The 23,136-nt window shown below is 58.6% G+C and carries 24 protein-coding genes and 1 tRNA gene; 17 read left to right on the top strand and 8 right to left on the bottom strand.

Annotated elements, in window-relative coordinates:
• Positions 1-449: 449 nt before the first annotated feature.
• Entirely contained in the window at positions 450-1,280 is an 831-nt protein-coding gene (locus A9Q02_RS19290) for a double zinc ribbon and FHA domain-containing protein (protein WP_097654705.1), read from the bottom strand.
• A gap of 242 nt (positions 1,281-1,522) precedes the next feature.
• Between A9Q02_RS19290 and A9Q02_RS19285 the strand changes: the two genes are divergently transcribed.
• The 4 genes from A9Q02_RS19285 to A9Q02_RS19275 all read left to right on the top strand — a co-directional run bounded on the left by A9Q02_RS19285 (position 1,523) and on the right by A9Q02_RS19275 (position 5,018).
• Positions 1,523-2,299 (top strand): electron transfer flavoprotein subunit beta/FixA family protein, encoded by a 777-nt coding sequence (locus A9Q02_RS19285; protein WP_097654704.1) that lies wholly within the window; start codon positions 1,523-1,525, stop codon positions 2,297-2,299.
• 13 nt (positions 2,300-2,312) lie between these two features.
• Positions 2,313-3,290 (top strand): electron transfer flavoprotein subunit alpha/FixB family protein, encoded by a 978-nt coding sequence (locus tag A9Q02_RS19280; protein WP_097654703.1) that lies wholly within the window; start codon positions 2,313-2,315, stop codon positions 3,288-3,290.
• A gap of 930 nt (positions 3,291-4,220) precedes the next feature.
• Entirely contained in the window at positions 4,221-4,391 is a 171-nt protein-coding gene (locus A9Q02_RS24425) for a hypothetical protein (protein WP_172451159.1), read from the top strand.
• A gap of 147 nt (positions 4,392-4,538) precedes the next feature.
• A complete protein-coding gene (locus tag A9Q02_RS19275) occupies positions 4,539-5,018 on the top strand; it encodes a lasso peptide biosynthesis B2 protein (RefSeq protein ID WP_172451157.1) in 480 nt (159 codons plus the stop codon).
• A gap of 94 nt (positions 5,019-5,112) precedes the next feature.
• Here A9Q02_RS19275 and A9Q02_RS19270 read toward each other — a convergent pair.
• Positions 5,113-5,189 (bottom strand) — tRNA-Arg (locus A9Q02_RS19270).
• Between the two features lie 231 nt (positions 5,190-5,420).
• Between A9Q02_RS19270 and A9Q02_RS19265 the strand changes: the two genes are divergently transcribed.
• The 4 genes from A9Q02_RS19265 (at position 5,421) to A9Q02_RS19250 (ending at position 9,753) form a co-directional block, all read left to right on the top strand.
• Complete coding sequence (locus A9Q02_RS19265; RefSeq protein ID WP_097654701.1) at positions 5,421-6,437, top strand: ABC transporter ATP-binding protein; 1,017 nt, start codon at positions 5,421-5,423, stop codon at positions 6,435-6,437.
• A 66-nt stretch (positions 6,438-6,503) separates the two neighbouring features.
• On the top strand, positions 6,504-7,607 hold the full coding sequence (locus A9Q02_RS19260; RefSeq protein WP_097654700.1) for an ABC transporter ATP-binding protein: 1,104 nt from the start codon (positions 6,504-6,506) through the stop codon (positions 7,605-7,607).
• A gap of 11 nt (positions 7,608-7,618) precedes the next feature.
• On the top strand, positions 7,619-8,812 hold the full coding sequence (locus tag A9Q02_RS19255; RefSeq protein WP_245860734.1) for a THUMP-like domain-containing protein: 1,194 nt from the start codon (positions 7,619-7,621) through the stop codon (positions 8,810-8,812).
• Between the two features lie 20 nt (positions 8,813-8,832).
• Complete coding sequence (locus A9Q02_RS19250; protein ID WP_097654698.1) at positions 8,833-9,753, top strand: branched-chain amino acid transaminase; 921 nt, start codon at positions 8,833-8,835, stop codon at positions 9,751-9,753.
• Positions 9,754-9,839: 86 nt separating this feature from the next.
• On the opposite strand, the gene A9Q02_RS19245 is transcribed toward A9Q02_RS19250, so the two are convergent.
• Complete coding sequence (locus A9Q02_RS19245) at positions 9,840-10,373, bottom strand: single-stranded DNA-binding protein (protein WP_097654697.1); 534 nt, start codon at positions 10,371-10,373, stop codon at positions 9,840-9,842.
• A 117-nt stretch (positions 10,374-10,490) separates the two neighbouring features.
• On the opposite strand from A9Q02_RS19245, the gene A9Q02_RS19240 reads away from it, so the two are divergent.
• The 3 genes from A9Q02_RS19240 (at position 10,491) to A9Q02_RS19230 (ending at position 12,929) form a co-directional block, all read left to right on the top strand.
• Positions 10,491-11,510 (top strand): UbiA family prenyltransferase, encoded by a 1,020-nt coding sequence (locus A9Q02_RS19240; protein WP_097654696.1) that lies wholly within the window; start codon positions 10,491-10,493, stop codon positions 11,508-11,510.
• A 172-nt stretch (positions 11,511-11,682) separates the two neighbouring features.
• A complete protein-coding gene (phoU, locus tag A9Q02_RS19235; RefSeq protein WP_097654695.1) occupies positions 11,683-12,342 on the top strand; it encodes a phosphate signaling complex protein PhoU in 660 nt (219 codons plus the stop codon).
• Entirely contained in the window at positions 12,339-12,929 is a 591-nt protein-coding gene (locus A9Q02_RS19230) for a nucleotidyltransferase family protein (protein WP_097654694.1), read from the top strand. Before phoU ends, A9Q02_RS19230 begins: the two co-directional genes overlap by 4 nt.
• Before the next feature lie 110 nt (positions 12,930-13,039).
• Here A9Q02_RS19230 and A9Q02_RS19225 read toward each other — a convergent pair whose 3' ends face one another.
• Positions 13,040-13,276, bottom strand: a complete 237-nt coding sequence (locus A9Q02_RS19225) for a ferredoxin (protein WP_097654693.1) — start codon at positions 13,274-13,276, stop codon at positions 13,040-13,042.
• A 122-nt stretch (positions 13,277-13,398) separates the two neighbouring features.
• Positions 13,399-14,055, bottom strand: coding sequence for a Crp/Fnr family transcriptional regulator (locus A9Q02_RS19220; protein ID WP_245860732.1), 657 nt, complete (start codon positions 14,053-14,055; stop codon positions 13,399-13,401).
• A 54-nt stretch (positions 14,056-14,109) separates the two neighbouring features.
• On the opposite strand from A9Q02_RS19220, the gene A9Q02_RS19215 reads away from it, so the two are divergent.
• From A9Q02_RS19215 to A9Q02_RS19195, 5 genes are all read left to right on the top strand, one after another.
• Positions 14,110-14,883, top strand: coding sequence for an alpha/beta fold hydrolase (locus tag A9Q02_RS19215; RefSeq protein ID WP_097654692.1), 774 nt, complete (start codon positions 14,110-14,112; stop codon positions 14,881-14,883).
• On the top strand, positions 14,871-16,040 hold the full coding sequence (locus tag A9Q02_RS19210) for a mechanosensitive ion channel family protein (RefSeq protein ID WP_216361560.1): 1,170 nt from the start codon (positions 14,871-14,873) through the stop codon (positions 16,038-16,040). Before A9Q02_RS19215 ends, A9Q02_RS19210 begins: the two co-directional genes overlap by 13 nt.
• A 23-nt stretch (positions 16,041-16,063) precedes the next feature.
• Positions 16,064-18,112, top strand: a complete 2,049-nt coding sequence (locus A9Q02_RS19205) for an NHL repeat-containing protein (protein ID WP_097654691.1) — start codon at positions 16,064-16,066, stop codon at positions 18,110-18,112.
• Between the two features lie 130 nt (positions 18,113-18,242).
• Entirely contained in the window at positions 18,243-18,455 is a 213-nt protein-coding gene (locus A9Q02_RS19200) for a hypothetical protein (protein WP_097654690.1), read from the top strand.
• Positions 18,456-18,532: 77 nt separating this feature from the next.
• Positions 18,533-19,570: a helix-turn-helix transcriptional regulator gene (locus A9Q02_RS19195; RefSeq protein ID WP_097654689.1), complete on the top strand. Its 1,038-nt coding sequence runs from the start codon at positions 18,533-18,535 to the stop codon at positions 19,568-19,570.
• A gap of 72 nt (positions 19,571-19,642) precedes the next feature.
• Here A9Q02_RS19195 and rpmE read toward each other — a convergent pair whose 3' ends face one another.
• From rpmE to rplU, 3 genes are all read right to left on the bottom strand, one after another.
• Positions 19,643-19,942 (bottom strand): 50S ribosomal protein L31, encoded by a 300-nt coding sequence (rpmE, locus tag A9Q02_RS19190; RefSeq protein WP_097654688.1) that lies wholly within the window; start codon positions 19,940-19,942, stop codon positions 19,643-19,645.
• Positions 19,943-20,046: 104 nt separating this feature from the next.
• Positions 20,047-20,322, bottom strand: coding sequence for a 50S ribosomal protein L27 (gene rpmA / locus A9Q02_RS19185; protein ID WP_097654687.1), 276 nt, complete (start codon positions 20,320-20,322; stop codon positions 20,047-20,049).
• 14 nt (positions 20,323-20,336) lie between these two features.
• Positions 20,337-20,651 (bottom strand): 50S ribosomal protein L21, encoded by a 315-nt coding sequence (gene rplU, locus A9Q02_RS19180; RefSeq protein WP_097654686.1) that lies wholly within the window; start codon positions 20,649-20,651, stop codon positions 20,337-20,339.
• Positions 20,652-21,052: 401 nt separating this feature from the next.
• Here rplU and A9Q02_RS19175 point away from each other — a divergent pair, with 401 nt between their 5' ends.
• A complete protein-coding gene (locus tag A9Q02_RS19175; protein ID WP_097654685.1) occupies positions 21,053-23,089 on the top strand; it encodes a DUF6541 family protein in 2,037 nt (678 codons plus the stop codon).
• Positions 23,090-23,136: the final 47 nt, after the last annotated feature.

The following is a 23,136-nucleotide window of genomic DNA, read 5'->3' as shown; positions in this document are numbered from 1 at the left end:
ATACGCACTTTGCCACAATCAAGGGAAAGACACGCGAGGAAAGAGACAACACTGAACACTACCAATCAATAACTGGCAGGTGCAGGAGCTTATGAAATCAGACGATTAGGGTAATTTAGGTGGAAGAGAAGGAGTAACCACTGCAGGCTACATCTGCTCAACTTTGAAATCAGACGCCATGCATACAACAACAAGCTAACACGAATCAGACTGCCTATGGGTATGCTACAAGCATTGGAAAATCATTCCTTGGCTGTATGCAAAAGCGCAAAATGTACCCCTTTTTGCATCTGTTGGTGCCCAGTATAACACACGTATGCAGAAATGGAACCCGCAAATTGCTGCGAATTTTAATGAATCGGCCGTGACTTCAGGGCTACCGGCCTAAAAACCCGGCGTTCTTCTGACGCACGCTGCCAGCGTGCGTCAGAAGAACTCTTCCCATTCCCCTACAACTGAATGGTGATCACGAGCCGTCCCAGGCGCAATTCGTCACCGTTGATGAGCGGCACCGGCTGGCGAGGGGTAAGCCGAGCGTTGTTGCGAAAGGTGCCGTTGGTGCTGTCGAGGTCTTCGAGATAGATCTGGCCGCCATGCACAAAGATGCGCGCATGACGCCGACCAACACCATGCTCGACCGCACCGTAGGGGGTCAGATCGAGATCGGGGAAGAAGTTGCTGACCGGGTCGGCTCGCCCAAGAAGTGCTTCAGTCGCAGGGGGCAGCGAGAGCCGGGCGTTGTTTGCCCGCATGATCAAGACCGCCGGGGCAAGCATGGCGCGTGGCGGCGGCGGGGCCGGGCGCACTGGCGGCGGTGAAGCAGGAACGACCGGTGGGGCCGGGCGCACTGGCGGTGGTGGCGGCGGTGGTGGAGCCTGGGGCACCGGACGCGGTTGTGCAGCCGGGGTGACTGGTTGGGGTGGAGGGTAGGTTGGCTGTGCTGGGACGCCACCAAAAGGGAGCACTGGGACTGCCGCAGGCGCACTCGGGCGCATCGGGCCAAGCAGGGCCGCTCCACAGTTATCGCAGAACGCCTCGCCCGGAATCACCGATGTGCCACACTGCGGACAGACACTCGGCCCCGGTGAGGCAACCGCAACGCCCCCTTGCACTCCAGGGCTCGCCGGTACGACCGGAGGCACCGGGCGCGCTGGCGGTGGGGCTGGCGACGGTGCCGGTGGCAATGTCTGGGCGGGCAACGGAATCATCTGGGCACCACATTGGTCGCAAAAACGTGCTGAAGCAGGGTTCTGTGCCCCGCATTGAGGACAAAATGGCATTGGTTGTACCTTCCGTTCATTTGCTGGCACGAGAGGCCAGCGCCGCTGGCCTCTCGTGCCAGCAGATGAACGCTTCTGAAGACGTATCTCCCACGAATATTATACGTCAGGCAACCGAGAAATGATGCATCTCGCTTGCCTAAAAGCGTCTGACTGATAGGCTAAAAAGTGGTACAATCAACCCCGTTAGGGAACAGTCATAGCAGCGCACATTGTGCGCTAGGACATGCAAGGAGTTAGGTATGCACATTGTCGTGTGTATGAAGCAGGTACCACGCGATAACTCGGTCAAGATCAATTCTGACCTCAGCATTAACGCCGATGGGATCGAGAAAATTATCAATCTCTTCGACGAGTACGCCATCGAGGAGGGGCTGGCCTGGAATGAGAAGCACGGTGGCAAGTTGACGGTGCTCTCGATGGGGATCGATGAGTGGGTTGAGCAGATGCGACGTGCATTGGCCATGGGGGCAACCGATTCGCTGCTGCTCAAAGATGCGTCGTTTGCCAACCTTGACACGCTCGCTGCCGCCAAGGTTGTTGCCGCTGCCATCAAGAAACTGGGTGATGTTGACCTGGTCTTCTGTGGCCGCAATAGTACCGATGATGAGAGTGGCGCTTTTGCGCCGGCACTAGCGCGTGCCCTGGGATGGGCGCAGTTGACCTATGTGGGCAAGGTGCTCGAAGTTGACCCCGCTGGCAAGAAGGTGACCGCTGAACGCCATCTCGAGACGGTGATCGAGACGGTGACGGCAAGTCTACCGGCGGTCGTCAGTGTGATCAAAGATATTAATAGCCCACGGTATCCGTCGTTGTTGAAGATCAAGAAGGTGGCGAAGATCCAGCCTCCGGTCTGGACGGCTGCTGACCTCGGGGTGAGTGGGTTGAGCGCAGCAGCTACGATTTCGAGCCGCGTTCCACCGCCTCCACGGCCTTCGGGTGAGATCATTGATGGCCCTGATGCCGCAGCAAAGGTTCGCAAGCTGGTCGATAAGTTGCTCGAGAATCAGATCATCTAGAAGGAGCTTCCCAATGGCGGGTGTTCTCGTCTATATTGAGCAGGTCGGCGGTGATGTCGCCGCTGTCTCGCGTGAGTTGATGGGCAAGGGTCAGGAACTGGCGGCAAGCCTCGGCGGGCCGCTCAATGCCCTGGTGGTCGGTGGCGATGTGGCGGGTCTGGCAAATCAGGCCGTGGCCCTCGGTGCAGCAACGGTCTATACGGTGAGTGATGCATCACTGGCGACCTATACAACGGATGGTCACGTCGCCGCCGCCATCGCCGCTGTCGGGGCTGCTCAGCCAGCCTTGATGCTGGCGAGCGCCAGTTTCCAGATGCGCGATTTCGGCGCAGCGCTGGCCGCCGATCTCGATGCCGGGTTGGCCGTTGATGTGACCGATTTGAAGGTTGACGGTGGGGCCGTCAGCGCAGTGCGTCCGTCACACGGTGGCAATGTCATCAATACCTATAGCTTTGCCGCCGGGCGTCCGGTCGTAGCGCTCGTGCGCAAGCAGAGTTTTGCCGAGGCAGCAGGTGGCGCAAGTGGCGGTACGGTCACAAGCCTCCCGTTGCCTGCTACAACGATGCGTACTCAGGTCAACAATGTGGCCCCGAAGACTGGTGCCGTCAACCTAACCGATGCGGCAATCATTGTCAGCGGTGGCCGTGGCCTCAGCGATAAGGACAATTACTACAAGCTGATTCCACCTCTTGCCGAGGCGCTCGGTGGGGCGTATGGCGCTTCGCGTGCCATCGTTGACGCCGGTTGGGTACCCTACGAGCACCAGGTCGGGCAGACAGGCAAGACAGTCAGCCCCAAGCTCTATGTCGCCGCTGGCGTCTCGGGTGCGATCCAACATCTTGCGGGAATGCGCACCAGCCGCAATATCGTCGCTATCAACAAAGACCCCGAAGCACCAATGTTCCGCGTGGCGACCTTTGGCCTCGTCGGCGATGTCAATGAGGTCTTGCCCCTCCTCACTGCCGAGTTGCGCCAACGCCTCGGGCGTTAGTGCCTATGTGCAAACACAAACAGGCCAGCATTGCTGGCCTGTTTATTGTTGTCCTGTAAAGAGCAAGCATACGGCGTTTTAGTTCTGCCGTTACCTCCTAGGCCAGATCCCGGATCAGAAGCGTGCTTGCATGTATTGTTCCGAGTCGGTGCGCATGTGGTTGATGTGAGCTTGCTAGGCATGATTGTCCTCATTGCTATGGCTCGGCTGGTTGATCGTTCTGATCCCAGCCTACCTCAATGAGGGTTCACAAATGCGCACGCCTAAAATCGGGGCACCGCAATGCCCGATGCCTGTGCCCGAACGATGCCCCGCTGCCCGTGCTCCGCTGCCCGTGCTCCGCTGTCGTAAGGCCGAAGCACGCGCCCCATGCGCTGCGTTTGCCCCACGCGCCTAGGGTGGCGCGTGCTTCGGCCCCACGATGCCGCCGTACCGCTTTCCCGCCCCGCTGCCCGTACTGTGCTGCCCGTACTGTGCTGCCCGTACCGCTGCCCGTGCCCCGCTGCCGTAAGGCCGAAGCACGCGCCCCATGCGCTGCGTTTGCCCCATGCGCCTAGGGTGGCGCGTGCTTCGGCCCCACGATGAGGTTCTCTGCACTATGAAGCGGTAGGCTCTCGGTCGATGTGCTGGCGGAATGTGTTTCGCCCACACCCCGCGCCGCAGAACAAGCCCGTCAGGGCACGGCAGCGCCGTGCCCTGACAGGTGCGTGCGCAGAGTCGGCGCAATGCTGTCAGAATCTCTGTTGTTGCAACAACGCTGCAACAACGCCGCAACAACGCTGTAACAACGCTGCAACAGTGTCTGATAATAGGGGAAACGCGCAAGCCTGGGCGCGAGGGCGTCTCGCCTTGAGCTGCGGCATTCCTCCAGAGTTGAGCGCAGTGCCAGTGCAGACGCCAGGTTTGGCTGCAACAGGGGTGTTGACTAGCGTGGAACTGCTGGATTTGAGCATCAATCAGCTCACGCGTGAGATCCCGGCGGAATTTGCCACCTTGACAACCCTGACGAGGCTCGATATCTCTTACAACTTCCTGAGCGCAACCGATGCCGATCTCATCACGTTCCTGAATACAAAAGATCCGGATTGGGCTGCCCAGTAGAACGGCGGTCGCCCCAGCAACACCAGCATGGTCTACCTGCCGCTAGTTGTACGATAAGCCAGCGCCGCGATCACGCGGCGCTATGCCCTCGGCATAGCAAAGTGCAGTATAATCAACCCTGTGCATCGAACTGGTCTGGAGACATCATTGGCACAGGGGTTGTTTCGTCGCCATCAGGCAAAACTGCGCAAACTGGCCGCGCTCTCGTGGGCCGACCGCTGGTTGCTGGTCGAGGTCTTTGTGTTGCTGGGCCTCGCACGCCTCGCCCTGCGCGTCGTTCCGTTTCGCCGCCTCGCCCGCGTACTCGGCACGTTGCACGTCGAGATGCCCACCGAGGCACTGCCTGAACACCTTGCGCAGGCCCGCCGGGTGGGGCTAGCCATCGCTCGTGTGCATCGCTTGACCCCCTGGACAAGCAATTGCTTTCCGCAGGCGCTGGCGGCCCGATCCTGGCTCGCCCGCCGCCAGATCCCCACGACCCTCTACCTCGGCGTCGCCCTGAACAAAACTGATCCCGCCACACCGAGCACGATGGAGGCCCACGCCTGGCTGCGCTGCGGTCCGCTGATCGTCACCGGGGGTCGCGGCAGCGAACGCTTCACCGTAACGGCTTGCTTTGGATCATAACGCGCCTTCCGCAGGCGCACGATCGGGGCACGGCGCCGCCGTGCCCCAACAAAAAACAAGCGCCCAGTTTGCAACTGGACGCTTTATCTTGAACTGGCGACCCCGGTGCGATTCGAACGCACGGCCTTTTCCTCCGCAGGGAAACGCTCTAATCCACTGAGCTACGGGGTCGTATTTGCTCAACCAGCAAGAGTATACCACGCCTCTGGTGATTGTGCAACTGTTGTAAATTCTTGACAGTGTGCCGTGCTCGTGGTACGATCCATCAACACTAGATTTAGGCAAAACGAATGCGCCAGCAAAGTTGCTCTCTCTCGATCCTGGCATGATCGCCAGGCGGTGGTATGCCATACCACCGTCTCTCTTTATGTGCTACATCTGGATATCCAAGCGAGGATAGCGATGGCCCCATTGCTTGAAGTTCGGAACCTAGAAACCCATTTCCATACTCAGGATGGGGTGGTCAAAGCGGTTGATGGTGTCTCGTTTCATGTCAATCGTGGCGAAACCCTCGGTATCGTGGGCGAGTCGGGATGTGGCAAGAGTGTCACTTCGCTTTCGATTATGCGCCTTATTCCTTCGCCTCCAGGCAAGATTGCTGGGGGCCAGATTCTTTTTGATGGCGAGGATCTGCTGGCGTTGAGCGATGAGGAGATGCGCCATATCCGAGGTAATCGGATCGCAATGATCTTTCAAGACCCGATGACGTCACTTAATCCGGTGCTGACCATCGGGCGGCAGATTACCGAGTCGCTCGAATTGCATATGAGACTCTCGCGCAAAGAGGCGTATAATCGGGCTGGCGAGTTGTTGCATATGGTCGGCATCCCCAGTGCCTCCAAACGCCTCGATAATTATCCCCATCAGTTTTCAGGTGGAATGCGTCAGCGCGTGATGATCGCGATGGCCCTCTCGTGCAATCCCGAGTTGCTGATCGCCGATGAACCAACGACGGCCCTCGATGTGACCATCCAGGCCCAGATTCTTGAATTGATCAATCGCCTGCGGGAAGAACTCCAGACGGCTGTGTTGATGATCACCCACGACCTTGGGGTAGTTGCCGGGATGACTGACCGTGTGACGGTGATGTATGCGGGCAAGGTGGTGGAAGAGGGCAGCACAAGAGAGATTTTTGCGAACCCGCGGATGCCCTATACGATTGGTCTACTCCGCTCGATTCCACGACTCGACGAAGAACGCGGCCACAAGCTGAATCCAATTCGCGGGTTGCCGCCCAATCTGATCGACTTGCCCCAGATCTGTCCTTTTAGCCCTCGCTGTGACTATGTCCAGGAACGATGCCTGACTCAGACACCCCCGCTGCGCAATGTTGCCCCCGATCATCGTGCGGCATGTCTCTTTGATATTTCGATGGAAACACCAATTCCTGAACTCAAACTTGAGGATCAGGCTGCGTGAGAAGTCTGTGAACGAAGGTTTGCAAGCGATCACTGACGGTTGCTCTAGAGTGAAGGAAGACCGCGCATGACAGTTTCTGCCTATGATAGCACCAGTGGCGAAAATCTGATTGAGGTGAAGGATCTGAAGATGCATTTCCCCGTGACGCGTGGGATCATCTTTCAGCGTCGCGTTGGTACGGTCAAGGCAGTTGATGGCCTGAGTTTTACGATCAAGCGTGGTGAGACGCTCGGGCTTGTGGGTGAGTCAGGTTGTGGCAAAAGTACGACCGGGCGCGCTATTCTGCAACTCTATCGGCCTACCGAGGGCGAGGTGCGCTTTCAGGGTACTGACCTGACGGCGATACGCGGTGATGCCCTGCGCAAGATGCGCCGTAAGGTGCAGATGATCTTTCAAGATCCGTATGCCTCCCTCAATCCGCGTATGACGGTGGGCGATATTATTGGTGAGCCGATCCGTGTCCACAAGTTGCGTGAGGGGCATGCCGTCCGCGAACGGATCGAAGAGTTACTTGGTCTGGTCGGGCTCAATCCGGCCTTCGCCAGTCGGTATCCCCACGAGTTCTCGGGCGGTCAGCGTCAACGGATCGGCATTGCCCGCGCTCTGGCTGTCGAACCTGAGTTTGTGGTCTGCGATGAGCCAGTCTCGGCGCTCGATGTCTCGATCCAGGCCCAGGTGGTTAATCTGCTTGAAGAGTTGCAGGATAAGCTCGGGCTGACCTATCTCTTCATTGCCCACGATCTGAGTGTGGTTAAGCATATTTCGGATCGCGTGGCTGTGATGTACCTCGGCAAGATGGTGGAACTCGCCGAAGGCTCGAAACTCTATAGTATGCCGTTGCATCCCTATTCCCAGGCGCTGCTCTCGGCAGTACCAATTCCTGACCCAAGGGTGGAACAACAGCGCCGCCGCATTATTCTGCAAGGCGATGTGCCGAGCCCCCTTAATCCACCGCCCGGGTGCCACTTCCATACCCGTTGCCCGATTGCGATCCAGAAGTGCCAAGAGGAAGAACCTCCTTTTGTTGATTATGGTGATGGTCATTTTGCTGCTTGCTGGCGGGCGCGTGAGTCGGGTGAATTGATGCCGGCTGTGGCACGTCAGCAGGCCGAAGAACTGGCCGCTCGCATTCACGCCGATATTATGAAGGTGAAGGGTGCGGCAGATTAGTTGTGGATCTTGTGACGTTTTCCTGGCTGCTGACCAGCACAGGTCAGGCCGTGTTGGCTGAATTGACACCACGCCTGACCGGTGAGGCGACCGTGTTGCCCGAGCTTGAGCGGCTGCGACGCCTCTGCACCCCTGAGCAGGCTCGTGCAGCAGTCGAGACGGTGCAGTTGCGCCAACGTGCGCGTGCCAAGTTCTCGCAGGCTGAACGGCTCTATTTTACCCGTGAGGCCCTTGAACAGGCGAGTGCTGCCTCTGTCGCGGCTCATCGTGCAACCCGCTTGGGCAGGTATCGCCAGGTCGCGGATCTCTGCTGTGGCATCGGGGGTGATGCGCTGGCTCTGGCAACGGTCGGGACGATGGTTACGGCCGTTGACCGCGATCCTCTGCGCGTCGCGATGTGCCAGGCGAATGCCGAGGCGCTTGGTTTCGGCGCACAGGTTTCGGCGCGGGTCGGGGATCTGCTTGCAAGCCCGCCCCCGGACGCCGAGGCGCTCTTTTGCGACCCCGGACGTCGCCGCGGTGACCGGCGCCTCAAAGATGTCGATGCCTACGAGCCACCCCTGAACCATGTGCTCGGCTGGCAGAGCGTCACCCCAGCGCTGGCAATCAAGCTGGCCCCGGGGGTTCCACGTGAAGCCTTGCCCGGTGACGCCGAAGTTGAACTGGTTTCACTTGATGGCGAATTGAAAGAGACGACGCTCTGGTGTGGCCCCCTGGTCTCCACCCGCCGCCGCGCAACGGTACTGCATCACCTCGATGCAACGGGCGGCTATCAGGTGGCAACACGCAGCACCGAACACCCCTCGCCGCCTCCAGGCCATCGTCTCACGCCACCTGCGACCTGGCTCTATGAGCCCGATCCTGCGATCATTCGTGCAGGGATGGTGACCGATCTTGCCGTTGAACTTGATGCCGCGCAACTTGACCCACAGATTGCGTATCTGACCGCGCCTGTCCATATGCCAACCCCGCTGGCCCGTGCTTGGCGTATTCTTGCCTGGCTTCCGTTTCAACTCAAAGCCTTGCGTGCCCATCTGCGTACACTCGACGCCGGTGAAGTGACGGTCAAAAAACGCGGCTCACCCCTTGACACCGACCAGTTAGCCCGTCAATTGCGGGGCCCAGGCCAACGGGCACTTGTTGTTGTGCTTACCCGAGTCGCCGGACGTCCGGCGGCGATCATATGCGATCCGCTTCAAGTTTGAAAATGTTGTAGGAGTAGACCATGCCAGCCAACCGCTTCGCGTTTTTCAATGGTGCCATTGTTCCGATTGAAGAGGCTCAGATTAGTGTGATGACCAATACGTTCAACTACGGGACGGGATGTTTTGAGGGGATTCGTGGGTACTGGGTTCCCGAGCAAGAGCAGTTGTATGTCTTTCAGTTGCGTGCCCATATGGAACGACTGCATCGTTCGAGCCGCATTCTCTATATGAAGTTGGCCTATAGTGTTGACGAGTTGTGTGACATTGCCGTGGAACTGCTGCGGCGCGAGGGCTTTCGCGAGGATGTCTACATCCGCCCGCTCGTCTACAAGAGCGATCCGGCGATTGCGGTGCAGATGAACGGGTTGACTGACGCCTTTACGATGTTTGCCCTTGGCTTTGGCCAGTATATGGCCGGCGACTCGGTACGTGCCTGTGTCTCGTCGTGGCGACGCATTGACGACAATATCATCCCTTCACGCGCCAAAGCGTGCGGGGCCTACATCAACTCGGCCCTGGCCAAGACCGAGGCGCTTTTGAATGGGTACGATGAGGCCATCGTTTTGGGTAGTGATGGCCAGGTTTCCGAAGCAAGTGCGGCCAATCTCTTTATCGTGCGTGATGGCAAACTGATCACCCCTCCACTGTATAGCGACGTGCTCGAAGGCATCACCCGCCAGGTCGTGGTCGAACTGGCCCGCGAGCACCTCGGTGTGCCGGTTATTGAGCGTGCCATTGACCGCACCGAACTCTACGTTGCCGATGAGGCCTTCTTCTGTGGTACCGGGGCTGAACTGAAACCAATCGCCGAAATTGACCACCGTACCGTTGGTGACGGCAACGTTGGCCCGATCTCTGGCTTGCTGGTACGGCTCTATGCCGATCTCGTGCGCGCACGGCTTACTGCCTATCGCCGCTGGTGTACCCCGATCTACGCCTAAACCTCCAGGCCAACCTGAGGCCCTGCGAGGGCTCCCACACGTCAGCGTAGCTGACGTGTGGGAGCCCTCGCAGGAATAACGTAACCTTAGAAGGGAATATCCTCGTCATTTTCGATTGGCTGGGGCTGGTTCCGCGCAATGCTGCGGCTAGCCGTTGCCCGACTGCCATTCGATGGCGCCGCCGCCGGAGTTCGCCGTGGCGGCGCTTCCGCAGGTGGCGGTGGCGCTTCCTCGAACTGCTCGGCATCACCAAAATGCTCGTCACCTGCAGGCATGCCGCGTTCACCACGCGTCGAGAGCATAATCATATCCTGGGCAATCACCTCGGTGATGTAGCGGTCTTGATTGTCACGATCAACCCACTTGCGCGTTTGCAAGCGGCCCTCGATGTAGACCCGCGAGCCTTTGGTCAGGTACTGGTTGCAGATCTCGCCCAGTTTGTCCCACGCAACCACACGGAACCATTCGGTGTCTTCGTGCGCACCACCGTCACGGTCTTTCCAGGTGCGGTTGCTCGCCACCCGAAAGTTGGTGACGGCACTCCCCTGAGCAGTGTAGCGCATCTCAGGGTCTGCGCCAAGATGTCCCGTAAACTGTACTTTGTTCAGATCCTTTGCCATGATGGCTTCCTCCTCGTTGTCTTGTGTTTGCCTTGTCCGCCGTAACGAATACCGAGCAGAACTGAACTTATGTGCTGATTTTACCACGATTATCCTGGTTTGTCAAGAGAAGGTGTGATGAATTTCAAGGCTTGGCTGGATGATCTCTACCGTTTTGTGCGTTTTTCGGCGAGCGGCGCAACGATGGTGCTGCCGGTGCTCGGGGCAGTCAGTGTTGAGCCGCGGTTGTCACCTGGTGTAGTGATAAAGCTGATAGGTATGGGTGCGGCTTTTCATGTTTTTGCATATGTTCATAACGATCTATGTGATCACGAGCTTGATCGTACGCAGCCGCTTCGTGCCGACTATCCGTTGATCCAGGGGCGGATTTCACCACTCCAGGCCGGGGCCGTCGCTACCCTTGCGGTGCCCGCAGCGTTCGCATTGCAAAGCACGGGTATGGCATCAACCACACCGCTGCGACCTGCTCGGCTGGCCCTTGGGCTGGCTGTGCTGGCACTAGGAGCCTATAATCACTGGGGGAAGCGGGTGCGCTGGCCGATCCTCACCGATCTTATCCAGGCCCTCGGTTGGATGGCCCTGCTTGCGGCCGGGGCGCTCCAACGTGGCAAGCCTACGCGTCTCACGGCCCTGCTTGCCCTCTACGAGAGCCTCGTGATCATGCTGGTCAATGGCGTCCACGGTGCGCTGCGCGATCTCGCCAATGACCGCGCCCGTGGGGCGCAGACTACGGCGATCATGTTTGGGGCAACCATAGATGCCCATGGCAATCTGGAAGTTCCTTTGTTCATGAAAATATATGCCCTGAGCCTGCAAACATGCCTACTCCTCCTGCCTCTCTGGGGTGCCTCTACCAACCAGATGGCGCTGACACCAGCAGTGCAACGCGTGGCTCTTGGTACGGTGAGGCTTACTGCGCTGCTCACCGTTGCACTGCTTGGACAAGGGCTGCGCGGCAAACTCAGACCCGCCGATCTTGGCATGCTCCATCTGATCCTGTTGCTCTCGATGCCCATTGCCCTCGTGAGTCCCGGCATGGCCCCGACAAGTCGGGGACTCTTGCTCACTATCCATATTGTGCCGCTGCTTGCCAACGGGATGACATGGCAAGCGCTGCAGCGCCTTGGGCGACGCTAAATCCTGCGACAACATTCGGCCTCCGGCTGAGGATTTGCGCACCTATGGCCCGCAAATCCTCAGCCGGTAATCAGACCTCTCTCTTTTGTGACCGAATCTCTCGTTGCACTGAAACGGTCTGATCGGGTACACTGAGCAAAGAAGAGAGCTGAGCAGTTACACGAGGAGGTGTATGATGCGCGTACGTGATCATTTTGATGCCGAACTTGCTTCGTTGCGGCATCAGGTGCAAGATCTTGGTACCCAGACGAATATCGCCATTGAACGTGCGTTGACGGCGCTGACAAATCAGGATCGTGAACTGGCACAAGAAGTTCAACAAGATGATCGCCTGATCAATACGGCCCAACGTGCGCTGGAGGATCATGCCATCGCCCTGGTTGCCTTGCAACAGCCCGTCGCGCGCGATCTGCGGAGCATCCTGAGCATTATTGCCATTGGGAGTGAACTCGAGCGGATTGGCGATTATGCCAAAGGCATTGCCCGCATGGTGCTTGGGGGCGAGGAAGCCGAGCCACTTGAGCCACCAGCCGATCTGATGCAACTTGCCACGATGGTACAGGGTGTTTTTGGGCGTGCGCTTGATGTCATCAGTAACGGCGATTTCGCGGCGGCCCAGGTGCTGGCTGCTGAAGAGGCCGAAGTCGATCTGCTCTATCGGCAGGTGAAGCATACCCTGGCCCACGGTCTGGCAAGCCATCCCAATCCCGCCCGGGCGGCCGATTTCTTGTTGATCGCACATAAACTGGAGCGTATTGGCGATCGCTCAACCAATATTGCCGAGCGGGTTGTCTATTGGCTGAATGCCCAGGTTGTTGAACTGAACCCGTGATCTATGGGGTTCTGCTGGCCGCCGGTCAGTCACGCCGGATGGGGTCACCCAAACCGTTATTGATCTGGCAGGGGCAGCCGCTGGTTCGCCACATCGCCACGGTTGCTCTCGCCAGTCACCTCGCCGGGTTGACGGTGGTGCTGGGGGCCGAGGCCACGTCCGTACGGCAGGCCCTCGGCGATCTGCGCAGCCGTGTGCATGTTGTAGAGTGTGCCGCCTTTGCGACTGGGCAGGCGGCCTCGCTCATCTGTGGGCTGGCAAGCTTGCCCACCGAGGCAACCGGAGCGGTGATCATGCTCGTTGACCAACCCCTCGTCACGCCAGGGTTCATCAATCAACTGATGACCACATTTGCCGCTCACCCCGAGGCTGACGCCATTGTGCCACGTTACCAGGGACAGCACGGCCATCCTGTCTTGCTTGCCGCCACGCTTTTTGCCGCTGTTGCAACCCTTGAAGGCGATACAGGCGCACGCGTACTGCTGCGGAAGCCAACCACACGCGTCCACTGGCTTGATGTAGCTGATCCTGCGGTCTGCATTGATCTTGATACTCCCGAAGGCTATCAAGCCTTTGTGCAAGGCTAACATCCTGAAAACCAAGGGTGCTTCGCGTGTAAAAGCCCAGCTTTGCTGGGCTTTTACACGCGAAGCACCATGTTTCTTACGGGTTGCTTCTTGACAGCTTTGCCGCCAAATCAGGCACCAAAGAAGGTGCGGTTCTTCTCGATATAGCTCTTCCACTGCTCAGGCACCGAGTCGTCAGCAAAAATAGCCTCAACTGGGCATTCTGGCTCGCAGGCGCCACAGTCAATGCACTCGTCAGGGTTGATGTAGTACTGATCTTCGCCCTCGTAAATGCAATCAACTGGACAAACGGCTACGCACGACGCGTCTTTGGTTCCAATGCAGGGTTCGACAATAATGTACGGCACAGGCTTGCTCCTCATTAGCTCAAACTGAAGAAAGAGTGGTTCGTAAACAGATTACTATAATGCCTATGCCCTCGTCTACCACTAAAGTCTCATAACTCCACAAACCTTTCGTATCGCAAACTTTATTCTTCGATCACGCGTGCCAGGCCCTCGGGGTCAAGCACAATAACGCGCCCGCGTTCGAGCCGTACCATGCCCTCTTCGGCCAGACGGCGGAGCGCCCGTCCGGCGATTTCGCGCACGGTACCAGCACGTTCGGCCAGTTCTTGATGGGTCAATTCCGCCGCACCGCTACCCGCTTCGGCCAGCAGTTGCCGCGCCATCCGCGCCCGTACCGAACGAAAGGCCAGGTCTTCAACGAGGGTGACAAGCTCACGCAATTGCCCGGCCATCGCGTTGAGCGCCGCCAGGGCAAAATCGGGATGCTGACGGATCAGGGCAATCAGGTCTTCCCGTGGCAAAAGCAGGCAGATCACCGGGCTCATCGCGCGGGCCGAACTCGGGTTGGGGTTGCCATCGAAGAGCGGCACGGCGTTAAAATGTTCTCCAGGGCCAACCATCGCCAGAACCTGCTCACGTCCATCAGCCGCCATGCAGGAGAGCCGCACACGCCCACGCTGCACAAAGAAGAGCCCAGGCGGTTGCTCACCTTCCTGGAGGATCTGCTGTCCGGGGCGAAAACTTGAACGATGCATGCGACGGGCCGTATCGGCAAGCGTTCGGTCATCGAGCAAGGCAAGGAGCGGAATGGCTCGCAACTCATCAATCGTCATGGTCATACTGCGCTTCGGCTATAATAAGAGGGTGCTTGTTACTATTATAGGGGAATTTATATGCACCACGTTGTGCTTGATGATCTGAATCTTGCCTATTATGATGAAGGTGCAGGCCATCCCTTGCTCTTGTTGCACGGCTTTACGGGGACGGCACGTAGTCACCTGGGTGACTTGATTGATCATCTGAAGACAAACTGGCGGGTCATCGCCCCCGATCTGCGGGGCTATGGGGCAAGTCGACCCCCGTTCCGTGACTTTCCGCCTGATTTTTACCAGCGTGATGCCGACGATATGATCCGGCTGCTCAATCATCTTAATCCGGGGCCAGTCGTCGTACTTGGCTTTAGTGATGGGGCCGAAAGTGCATTGCTGGTGGCGGCAACGAGGCCCGATCTTGTCTGTGGTGTGGTTGCCTGGGGTGTCGCCGGGGTCATCTCGGCCCCAATGGCCGCAGCGGCTCAGCAGTGGCTCCCGGTCAGTGCTTGGGATGCCAGCCGTGCCAGTTGGCGTGACGAGATCATTGCCAACCACGGCGCAGATCAACTCGCTCCGTTGATCGAGGGTTGGGCGGCAGCGGCGCAGGCGATCTATGCCGCTGGTGGCAATATCTGCTACGACCAGGCCGACCGCATTGCCTGTCCAGTGCTGTTGCTCAATGGCGACGGCGAAGTCAATAATCTGACAACCGATTTCTTTCGGCTCGCCGAGCGCATTGCGCACTGTCGCGCCACCATCATTGAGGCAAGCGGTCACGGCATCCAGTTTGACCAACCAGCACAACTGCGTGACCTGATTCGGACGTTTCTTGAAGAGGAGTTATGCCTGAACTAGAGGAATTGGAAACCGAACTTACTGAATTGCTCCAGCCAGTCAATGAGTGGATGACGATCTTTGGCGATCTGACCGCGATCTTTACGGCCAATTCACCAACACGCTGGCTGATTGCCCTGATCATCATGGCCGTCATCTTTCTGGCGATCACGCTGCTGCAACTTGGCTTGCGGTGGCGCTTTGCTCGTCATCCCGAGACAACCGACACCTTTGTTGATGACGCCATCGCCATTGTCACCAAAAAGACCAAGGGGTGGATCAAGTTTGTTATTGCCTTCTATCTTGCTTCAACCATCCTGGTTCTCCCTGATGGTTTCGCAGATATGATCAGGACGGTGGCCGGGATCGCGTTTCTGATCCAGCTCGGCATCTGGGGCAATGCCCTGATTACGGGATGGGGTGAGCAGTATACCCAGCGTCATCTTGAACTTGACCGTGGGCGCGTGGCGACCGCCCAGTTGCTGACGACGATTGCCCGTCTGGTGCTCTATTCGATCGTTCTGCTGCTCATCCTCGAGAATCTGCCCGGGATCAATATTACGCCGCTGCTCGCAAGTGTGGGGATCGGCGGCATTGCGATTGCCCTGGCCGTGCAAAATATCCTCAGCGATCTCTTTGCGTCGCTCTCGATTACGCTCGATAAGCCCTTTGTGCCGGGAGAGTTTATTGTCGTGGGGACGATGTCCGGTACCGTCGAGCGCATCGGCATCAAAACTACTCGTCTCCGGAGCATCTCGGGTGAGCATCTGGTCTTTTCCAATGCCGATCTGCTCAATAGTCGCATTCAAAACTTCTCGCGCATGCAAGAACGGCGGATCGTCTTTTCGCTCGGGGTTATCTACGAGACGCCCCCCGAACTATTGCGCAAGATACCCGTAATTATTCGCGAGTCGATTGAAGCCCAGGCCCACACCCGCTTTGATCGCGCCCATTTTCAGAAGTTTGATAACTTTGCCCTGACCTTCGAAGTGGTCTATTTTGTCCTCTCCCCCGAGTTTCTGGTCTATATGGATACGCAACAGGCGATCAATCTAGCTCTTTTTGAGCGGTTTGCCGCTGAAAATATTCAGTTTGCCTATCCAACCCAGATGCTCTATGTCAATCAGGCCAACCATGATCCTCTCAAGGCAGTCCCAGAACCTGTGCGCTCGACGTAGCGCCGTGGCCAGGAGGAGTTGTGATGCGTCACGTTTTCATCTTCGTGTTTGCGTTCGTTTTGAGTGCCTGTGCCCTCATCCCGCCGGCCACGGAGGTGCCATCCCCCGAGCCGCCACCAACGGTCGCCCCTTCGCCGACACCCATTGTGCTGGCGAATACGCTCACAGCCGAGATTCAGGGTTTCCGCCTCAGCTACCCGGCTGGCTGGGTCACGCGTCAGACCGATCAGGTGCTGCAACTCGCTCCTGACGAGGTGACCCTCGATCGCGCTAGTCCCGGGCCTGCGTTGGTGTTGAGCATTGACGCTATCCCTCTTGATGAACTGACCGGACGCTTTGGTGCTGCGATTGCCGAGGATGCCGAGGCCCTGTTTGCTTGGAGTAGCGTGGCCGCCCAAGAGTCCGGCTATGTTATCAGTCCGACGCGGGCGCTCATGCTTGATGGCGGGGCGGGCGTCACCGCCGAGTTGCGTGCGCCAGGTGCAGCCGGTCAACTTTCTGCGGTGTTGGGATCGCAAATGGCTCTGCGGGTGCTTGGTCAGGCTTCAGCCGAGGCGTGGCCTGCCGAGGCCTCCCTTTATCAAGCGATTCTTGAGAGTATCCGCTTGATCCCGTTGCCAACCCCGACGCCAGTGCCGATTGTTGATCGTGCCGAGCAGCCGGTGGTCGTTGATCGTGGCCCCGACGGTTTTGTTTTACGGCTCGGCGGAAGTGCTGGTCCACCTGATGGGCGTTTTGTGGCTGCCCGCGGGCTTGCGACCGCCCCTGATGGCACGATCTATCTCGCCGAGAGTCGCCGTGGCGTCTGGATCTTTGCCGCCGATGGCGATCTGATCGGCACGTTTGAACCTCAGACACTCCTTGATGCGTATGATGTCGCCTATGGATCCGAGGGCGATCTCTTTGTTGCCGATTTTGGGCGCAATGCAATTGCTCGTTTCACTGCCGATGGCACGTTTGTCGAACGCTGGGGCAGCGCCGGCAGTGGCCCTGATCAGTTTGGGTTCGCCTCGCCGCAACGCATTGCGGTTAGCCCCGAAGGCAATGTTTATGCGCTGGATGCTCGCCCCGGCCCCGAGAGCGGTCGGATCGTCAGCAGCATTGTGCGTTTTAGCCCCACAGGGCGTGCGCTTGGGCGCATCGAGTTACCGCCTGACCTCTCGCCGACCGATCTCGCGGTTGATGCCAATGGCAACGTCTATCTCGCCGATACCTTTGGCGGCGTTGTCAAGCTTGGGGCCAACGGGCAAGAATTGGCACGCTTTGGCGATCCGGCGCTCCCCGAACAATTTGCCGCCGGTGCCATTGATGTAGATGCCGATGGCTTCATCTATCTCGCCACCTACACCGAGGGCATCCTCCAACTCGCTCCAGGCGGAAGGGTCGTCGCCCGGGGCGGCCAGCCCGTCACCCGTGGCAATCTGCCCGCCCCCGGCGAATTCAACCTTCCCAATGGCCTTGCCGCCGCACCTGGCGGCATCGTCTGGGTTAGCGACAATAGCGGCGAGTATAGCGCCATTACCGCTCTCCGCCTCCAGCTTGACCAGGAGGCCCTTGCGGCTGCCGACGAAGAGACCAGTGCGACGGCTGAAAGTTTGGGGGAAGAAGCCGCTCTCATACCGACGCTCAATCCAGAAACTCTGATCCGTCAGTGGGCCAGCGAGGCGACGGCCTCAAGTTTTTATGCCCCCGATTACGATCCGGCAGGCGCTACCGGGCCGCCCGATGTTGTCGGCTGCCAGGATAGCCCCAACGCCTGGGCTGCCGCGACCCCTGATACGCTTGAGACCCTTGAATTACGCTATGCAACCCCGGTCTTTGCGGTTGGTGTGGTGATCTATCACAGCTTTAACCCGGATTTTGTCAACCAGATCGAACTGATCGACGAACGTGGCGAGGTCTTTACCGTGTACACCGGCGAGCCAGGCCCATCTGAAACGTGCCCCCTGGCCCGCGAAATCACCTTTCCCCAGACGCTCACCCGGATTGTTGGCGTCCGGCTCACCATTGACCAGCGGAGTGGGGCCAACTGGAACGAAATTGATGCCGTCGAGTTGCTTGGCGTTCGCTAAAGCAGGCGAACTTGGCAACAGTCTTGTGAGCATGCTGCGGCTTGGGGCAAGGCCCCAGTCGCAGCATGGTATAATGGCGTGTTGATAGTGGCAGCGTCACCGTAGCGTGACCAAGTTCAAGGATCTTCTCATGCCCAGCACTTCTCGCTCGCAACAGCGTCGTCGGCAGCCGATCCGCAGCCTTCAGCAGCGGCGTCCAGGGCCAACCACTGTTACGCGCCACCATGCGCCTGCGCCTGACTATACGCAGGACTATATGTATGTCCGGCGCGATTTGCGCCTGATCACCATCCTGAGTTCCGTCCTGTTTTTCGGCATGGTTGCCGTCTCCTTCGCCATCTAAATGCGCCTGGCTGGGCGAACAAGTCAGCGCCGTTGGCTTGTTCGCCCAGCCAGGTAGCACGGATTGGGAGTCGCACGATGCACAAGCTCGATGACGCTGCAATTGCAACCTCAGCCGTTCAGAGTAGTTATGCCGAGGAGGAGGAGCATCGCGTCGCCAGCAAAGCGGCTCGCCTCCGCCGGATCGAGCATCGGCTCTACAATGCACCCGAGGGCTTGCGCGTCAGTGATCTGGCCCGCGATTGTGGGGTGACCCGCCGCACCATCTACCGCGATCTGGAAGCCCTTGAATCAATGGGTGTTCCGATCTGGGAGGATAGCGGACGTTTTGGCATCAACCGTGCCACGTACCTCTCGACGATCCGGCTCAACCTCAATGAAACGGTTGCGCTCTACTTTGCTGCCCGCTTGCTGGCGCATCATAGCGACGAACATAATCCGCACACGGTCTCGGCCCTCGACAAGCTCGCCGCAGGCATGCCAGCAGGTACCGTTGCTGAGCACATTGCCCGGGTTGCCGATCTTGTTCGTGAACGCCCCGTACGCACTGCCTACGTACGCATCCTCGAAGTCCTGACCCTGGCCTGGGCCGAACAACGCATGGTCCGGCTCCGTTACCGTGCCCCCAATCGTGAACTGACCGAACGTGACGTAGCGCCCTACTTTATTGAGGTTTCACGCAGTGCGCCAGCGGCCTATGTGATTGGGCATGATCGCCTACGAGCGGCGATTCGCACCTTCAAAATCGAGCGCATTGAGACCGCCGAGTTACTTGATGAAAGCTACACGGTGCCTACTGACTTTGACCCGTACGCCTTTCTTGCCCGTGCATGGGGCGTGATGGACGAGACTGAGGTAGAAGTGCAGGTACGCTTCAGTGCCCGTGTGGCCCCACAGATCCGTGAGAGCCTCTGGCATCACTCGCAGCGACTGACCGAACTAGCCAACGGTGGATGCGAACTCGTGATGACCATTGGTGGCATCCGTGAAGTCTTGCCATGGATTCTTGGCTGGGGTGCCGACGCCGAAGTCCTCGCCCCACCTGCCCTGTGCGCAGAGGTGCAAGCACACGCCAGGCGCATGGTGGCCTTATATGACGGCGGACAAGCGTCCTGAGGCGCGTTGGATAACAAGAAGCGCACTGGCCTGGCCAGTGCGCTTCTTGTTATCCAACGCAAGCGACGCGAATTACGCGTCGTCGCCATAGAGCTCTTTGAGCAAACTCTTCTTGGGTTGGGGCTGATTTTTGACCGTGCGCTGCTTTTCGATGGCGGCCTGGCGATCCTGCGAAGCACTGAGGCGCTTCATAAAACGATCAACCTGACCGGCAGTATCAACAATGCGCTGCTCACCGGTATAAAACGGGTGGCAATTCGAGCAAATCTCAACACGCAGATTCTGGCGTGTCGTGCCAATTTGCCAACGGGTGCCACAGGTCGTGCAAACCACGCCATCGGTATTGTACTTGGGGTGAATACCCTGCTTCACAACTACGCTCCTCGTTACGGAAGGCGAGAGCTCAGCGCTCTCATCAGGCCTTCCGGGCTATCTCAACGGGCCCTATGCGCTGCATAGAGCCAACAAAAAGCTGGTTAATCAGCGCTCGCAGCAACCTCGAAGGGGATGACACTCACCATCTTTTGGTTGCGCGAATAGGGCTGAAACTTGACGACACCCTCGATCATTGCATAGATCGTGTAGTCACGCCCGAGGCCAACGTTTTTGCCAGGCTTAATCTTGGTGCCGCACTGGCGAACGATAATATTGCCAGGAGCGACGCGCTGCCCGCCATACATCTTGACGCCACGCATTTTGGGTTTGCTATCGCGGCCATTGCGCGAACTGCCTACACCCTTTTTATGTGCCATGACTTGTTCCTCTTCTAGATCGTAATCTCGTTAATTTTGATCTGTGTATAGCGCTGGCGATGGCCGGTGCGACGGCGATAGCGCTTCTTGTTGCGGTAACGGAAGACGACAATTTTGTCGCCCTTGACATGATCAAGCACCTCGGCCCGTACGATAGCCCCACTGACCAGCGGCGAACCAACCGTAACCTTTTCACCATCACTGACCAGAAGCACTTCGCCAAGCTCAAGCTCAGCACCAGCTTCGGCATGTGCTACGAGATCAATGGTAAGAACCTGACCCTGCTCAACGCGGTACTGCATTCCGCGATCACGGATAATCGCATACACGGCAACATTCTCCTTCGACAGCTGCATGACGAGTAGCAGGAGCCCGCTGCAGGTCTGCTGGTGCTGCGGCCAACAACTCGTTTCTCGACAACATGAAAATAGAGCGGGAACACCGCCCTTAACCCCGTGCATTATAGCAGAGCGTGAGGGGACTGTCAAACGTGGTGCAACGGCACCGTTGTACCACGTTTGGGCAACGACGCCTCCGGCGGGGGATTTGAGGGCCTACGGCCTCCAGGAAGCTTTCTTTGCTGAAAAAACAGCCAGCTACGCTGGCTGTTTTTTCAGCAAAGAAGCCGGGTGTGGGAGCGCAGCCCCTAGCGATAGCAGCTCAACCGTAGGCAGAGACGTAGTACAATACCCTACGTGTACCGCAGGCTCTAGTGTAGCGAGGATGTGCGTTGCAATCGGTCGTTCAGGATCTGCGTCAGCAGCGACGCTTGCTTGTGGTGGGGGTGGTGCTTGCCCTGGTCGCAGGACTGGCTGCACCGCAGGGTCGGCTGGTTGTCGCTATGGCCGTGTTGCTCGTTGCCCCGGGGTATCTCGTGGAACGCTCTCTGGTGCGGGCTTCGTTGCCATGGCTGCCCCGTTTGACTATCTGGCTCGGACTCAGTGTGAGCCTGGTGGCGTTGCTTTACCAGTGGCTGTGGCCTCTTGGTCTGCCCGTCAGTACCCCGATGCTCTGGGTAGGTAGCCTTCTCTTGGGAGGCGCTACCCTTGTGACGGTCTGGCGTGGTCGTGATGCGGTTCCCCCTTCGCCGCAATGGCCCTTGATGGCGCTGTTGACGCTCGCGGTCTTTGGCTTCACTTTGCTCCAGCGCATGACCGAAATTGATGGCATGGCCCTGCCTCCCTGGGTTGACTCGGTGCATCATACGTTGCTGGTGCGCATTACGGTCGAGACCGGGATGGCTCCGCATTCGCTTGAGCCTTATCTGCCCGTCAATGACCTGCCCTACCACTGGGGTTATCACGTGGTCATCGCGACGCTCGTGCGCCTCAGCGGGGTGGCCCCAGTTGAGGCGATTCTGCTGACTGGCCAGATCTTCAATGCGCTTCATACGCTAACGGTTGCCAGCCTCGCACTGGTGCTGTGGCGGCGTCCCGTGGCGGCACCAGTGGCTGCCCTGGTCGTAGGGTTGCTCTCGTTGATGCCGGCCTATTATCTGTCGTGGGGGCGCTATACCCAACTGGTGGGTTTGCTGATGCTGCCCGGTCTGGCGCTGGTGTGGCATCAGGCATTGCGTGGGTATGGGCGTGGATGGTGGGTGCTCGTGGCCCTGTTGATGGCCGGCCTCAGCCTGGTGCATATGCGGGTTGTCTTTTTTGCCGGGGCGTTGCTGGTGGCCCAGGCCCTGCTGTGGGCCAGTATGCGCCCGTGGCCTGTCGTGCGCAGTGCGCTCAGGGACGCGTTTGTCGCGACGGTTGCCGCAGGCGTCTTGACGCTCCCCTGGATCCTGCTGCTCGTGAGACGCACCCTCTTGCCCGCTGCTACCTCGGGTGGGCTCGCTGGCAACGAGGATTACAATGCCTTGAATGAAGGCTTGCTTTGGGTTGATCATACCCGGTTGCTGGTTGCCCTGGCCCTGAGCAGTGCGCTGATTGGGCTCTGGTACCGCCAGCGTGCTGCGGCGATCGTGGTGCTCTGGGTCGGGTTGCTGGTGGTGATGGCGAATCCCTGGCTGACGCCCTATCTCTTGCCGGCAATGGGCCTGGTGATGTTGCTCAATGGACTACGCGTACGTCATCTCGCTTTGAGCCTGGTTGGTCTGGGCTTGCTGCTGCTCAATCCGTTTTTCGTTCGTCTGCCCTACCTCTGGCTGCTGACCAACGATGCCGTGGTGATCTCGCTCTTTCTGCCCCTTGCCGTGCTGATTGGCGGTGGGGCGGCACTGGTGAGTGAGCAACTGGTGAGGGTGGTGCGCCCGGTGTTACGGCCTGCCATCTATGCCACCGGGCTCATCGGCCTGGTGGCGGCAGGTATCTGGGGGATACAAACAATGAGTGAGGTGCCGAATACGGTGACCGTCCTGGCAACCCCTGCGGATCGTGTGGCGCTTGACTGGGTCGCAACCAATACGCCATCCGAGGCGCGCTTTCTCGTCAATGCGGCCCCCTGGCTGCCCGCCGCACGACGGGGGGTTGACGGCGGGTGGTGGCTCTCACCGCTCGCCGGGCGTTGGACAACGGTGCCGCCAGTGCTCTTCAGCTATGGCGATCCGGCCTATGTCGCCCACATGCACGCCCTTGGCGACCGCATTATTAACCATACGCCCGAGAACCGGCAGGATATCTTTGATCTGATCGCCAGCGAGTCGATTACCCACATCTATCTGGTTGAAGGGCGCGGCCCTCTTCAGCCGACGCTCTTTGCCAATACGCCCGGGTTTCGTCAGATCTATGCCGACAATGGGGTGTTTATTTTTGCGGTTGAGTAGGAATATTTCTGGTGAACGAGGCTAGTTTTGCTAGCCTCGTTCACCAG

This window comes from Candidatus Chloroploca asiatica (assembly GCF_002532075.1).
GTDB lineage: Bacteria > Chloroflexota > Chloroflexia > Chloroflexales > Chloroflexaceae > Chloroploca > Chloroploca asiatica.
Note: the sequence above shows the minus strand (reverse complement) of the source record. Positions and strands in the feature narration are given on the sequence as shown.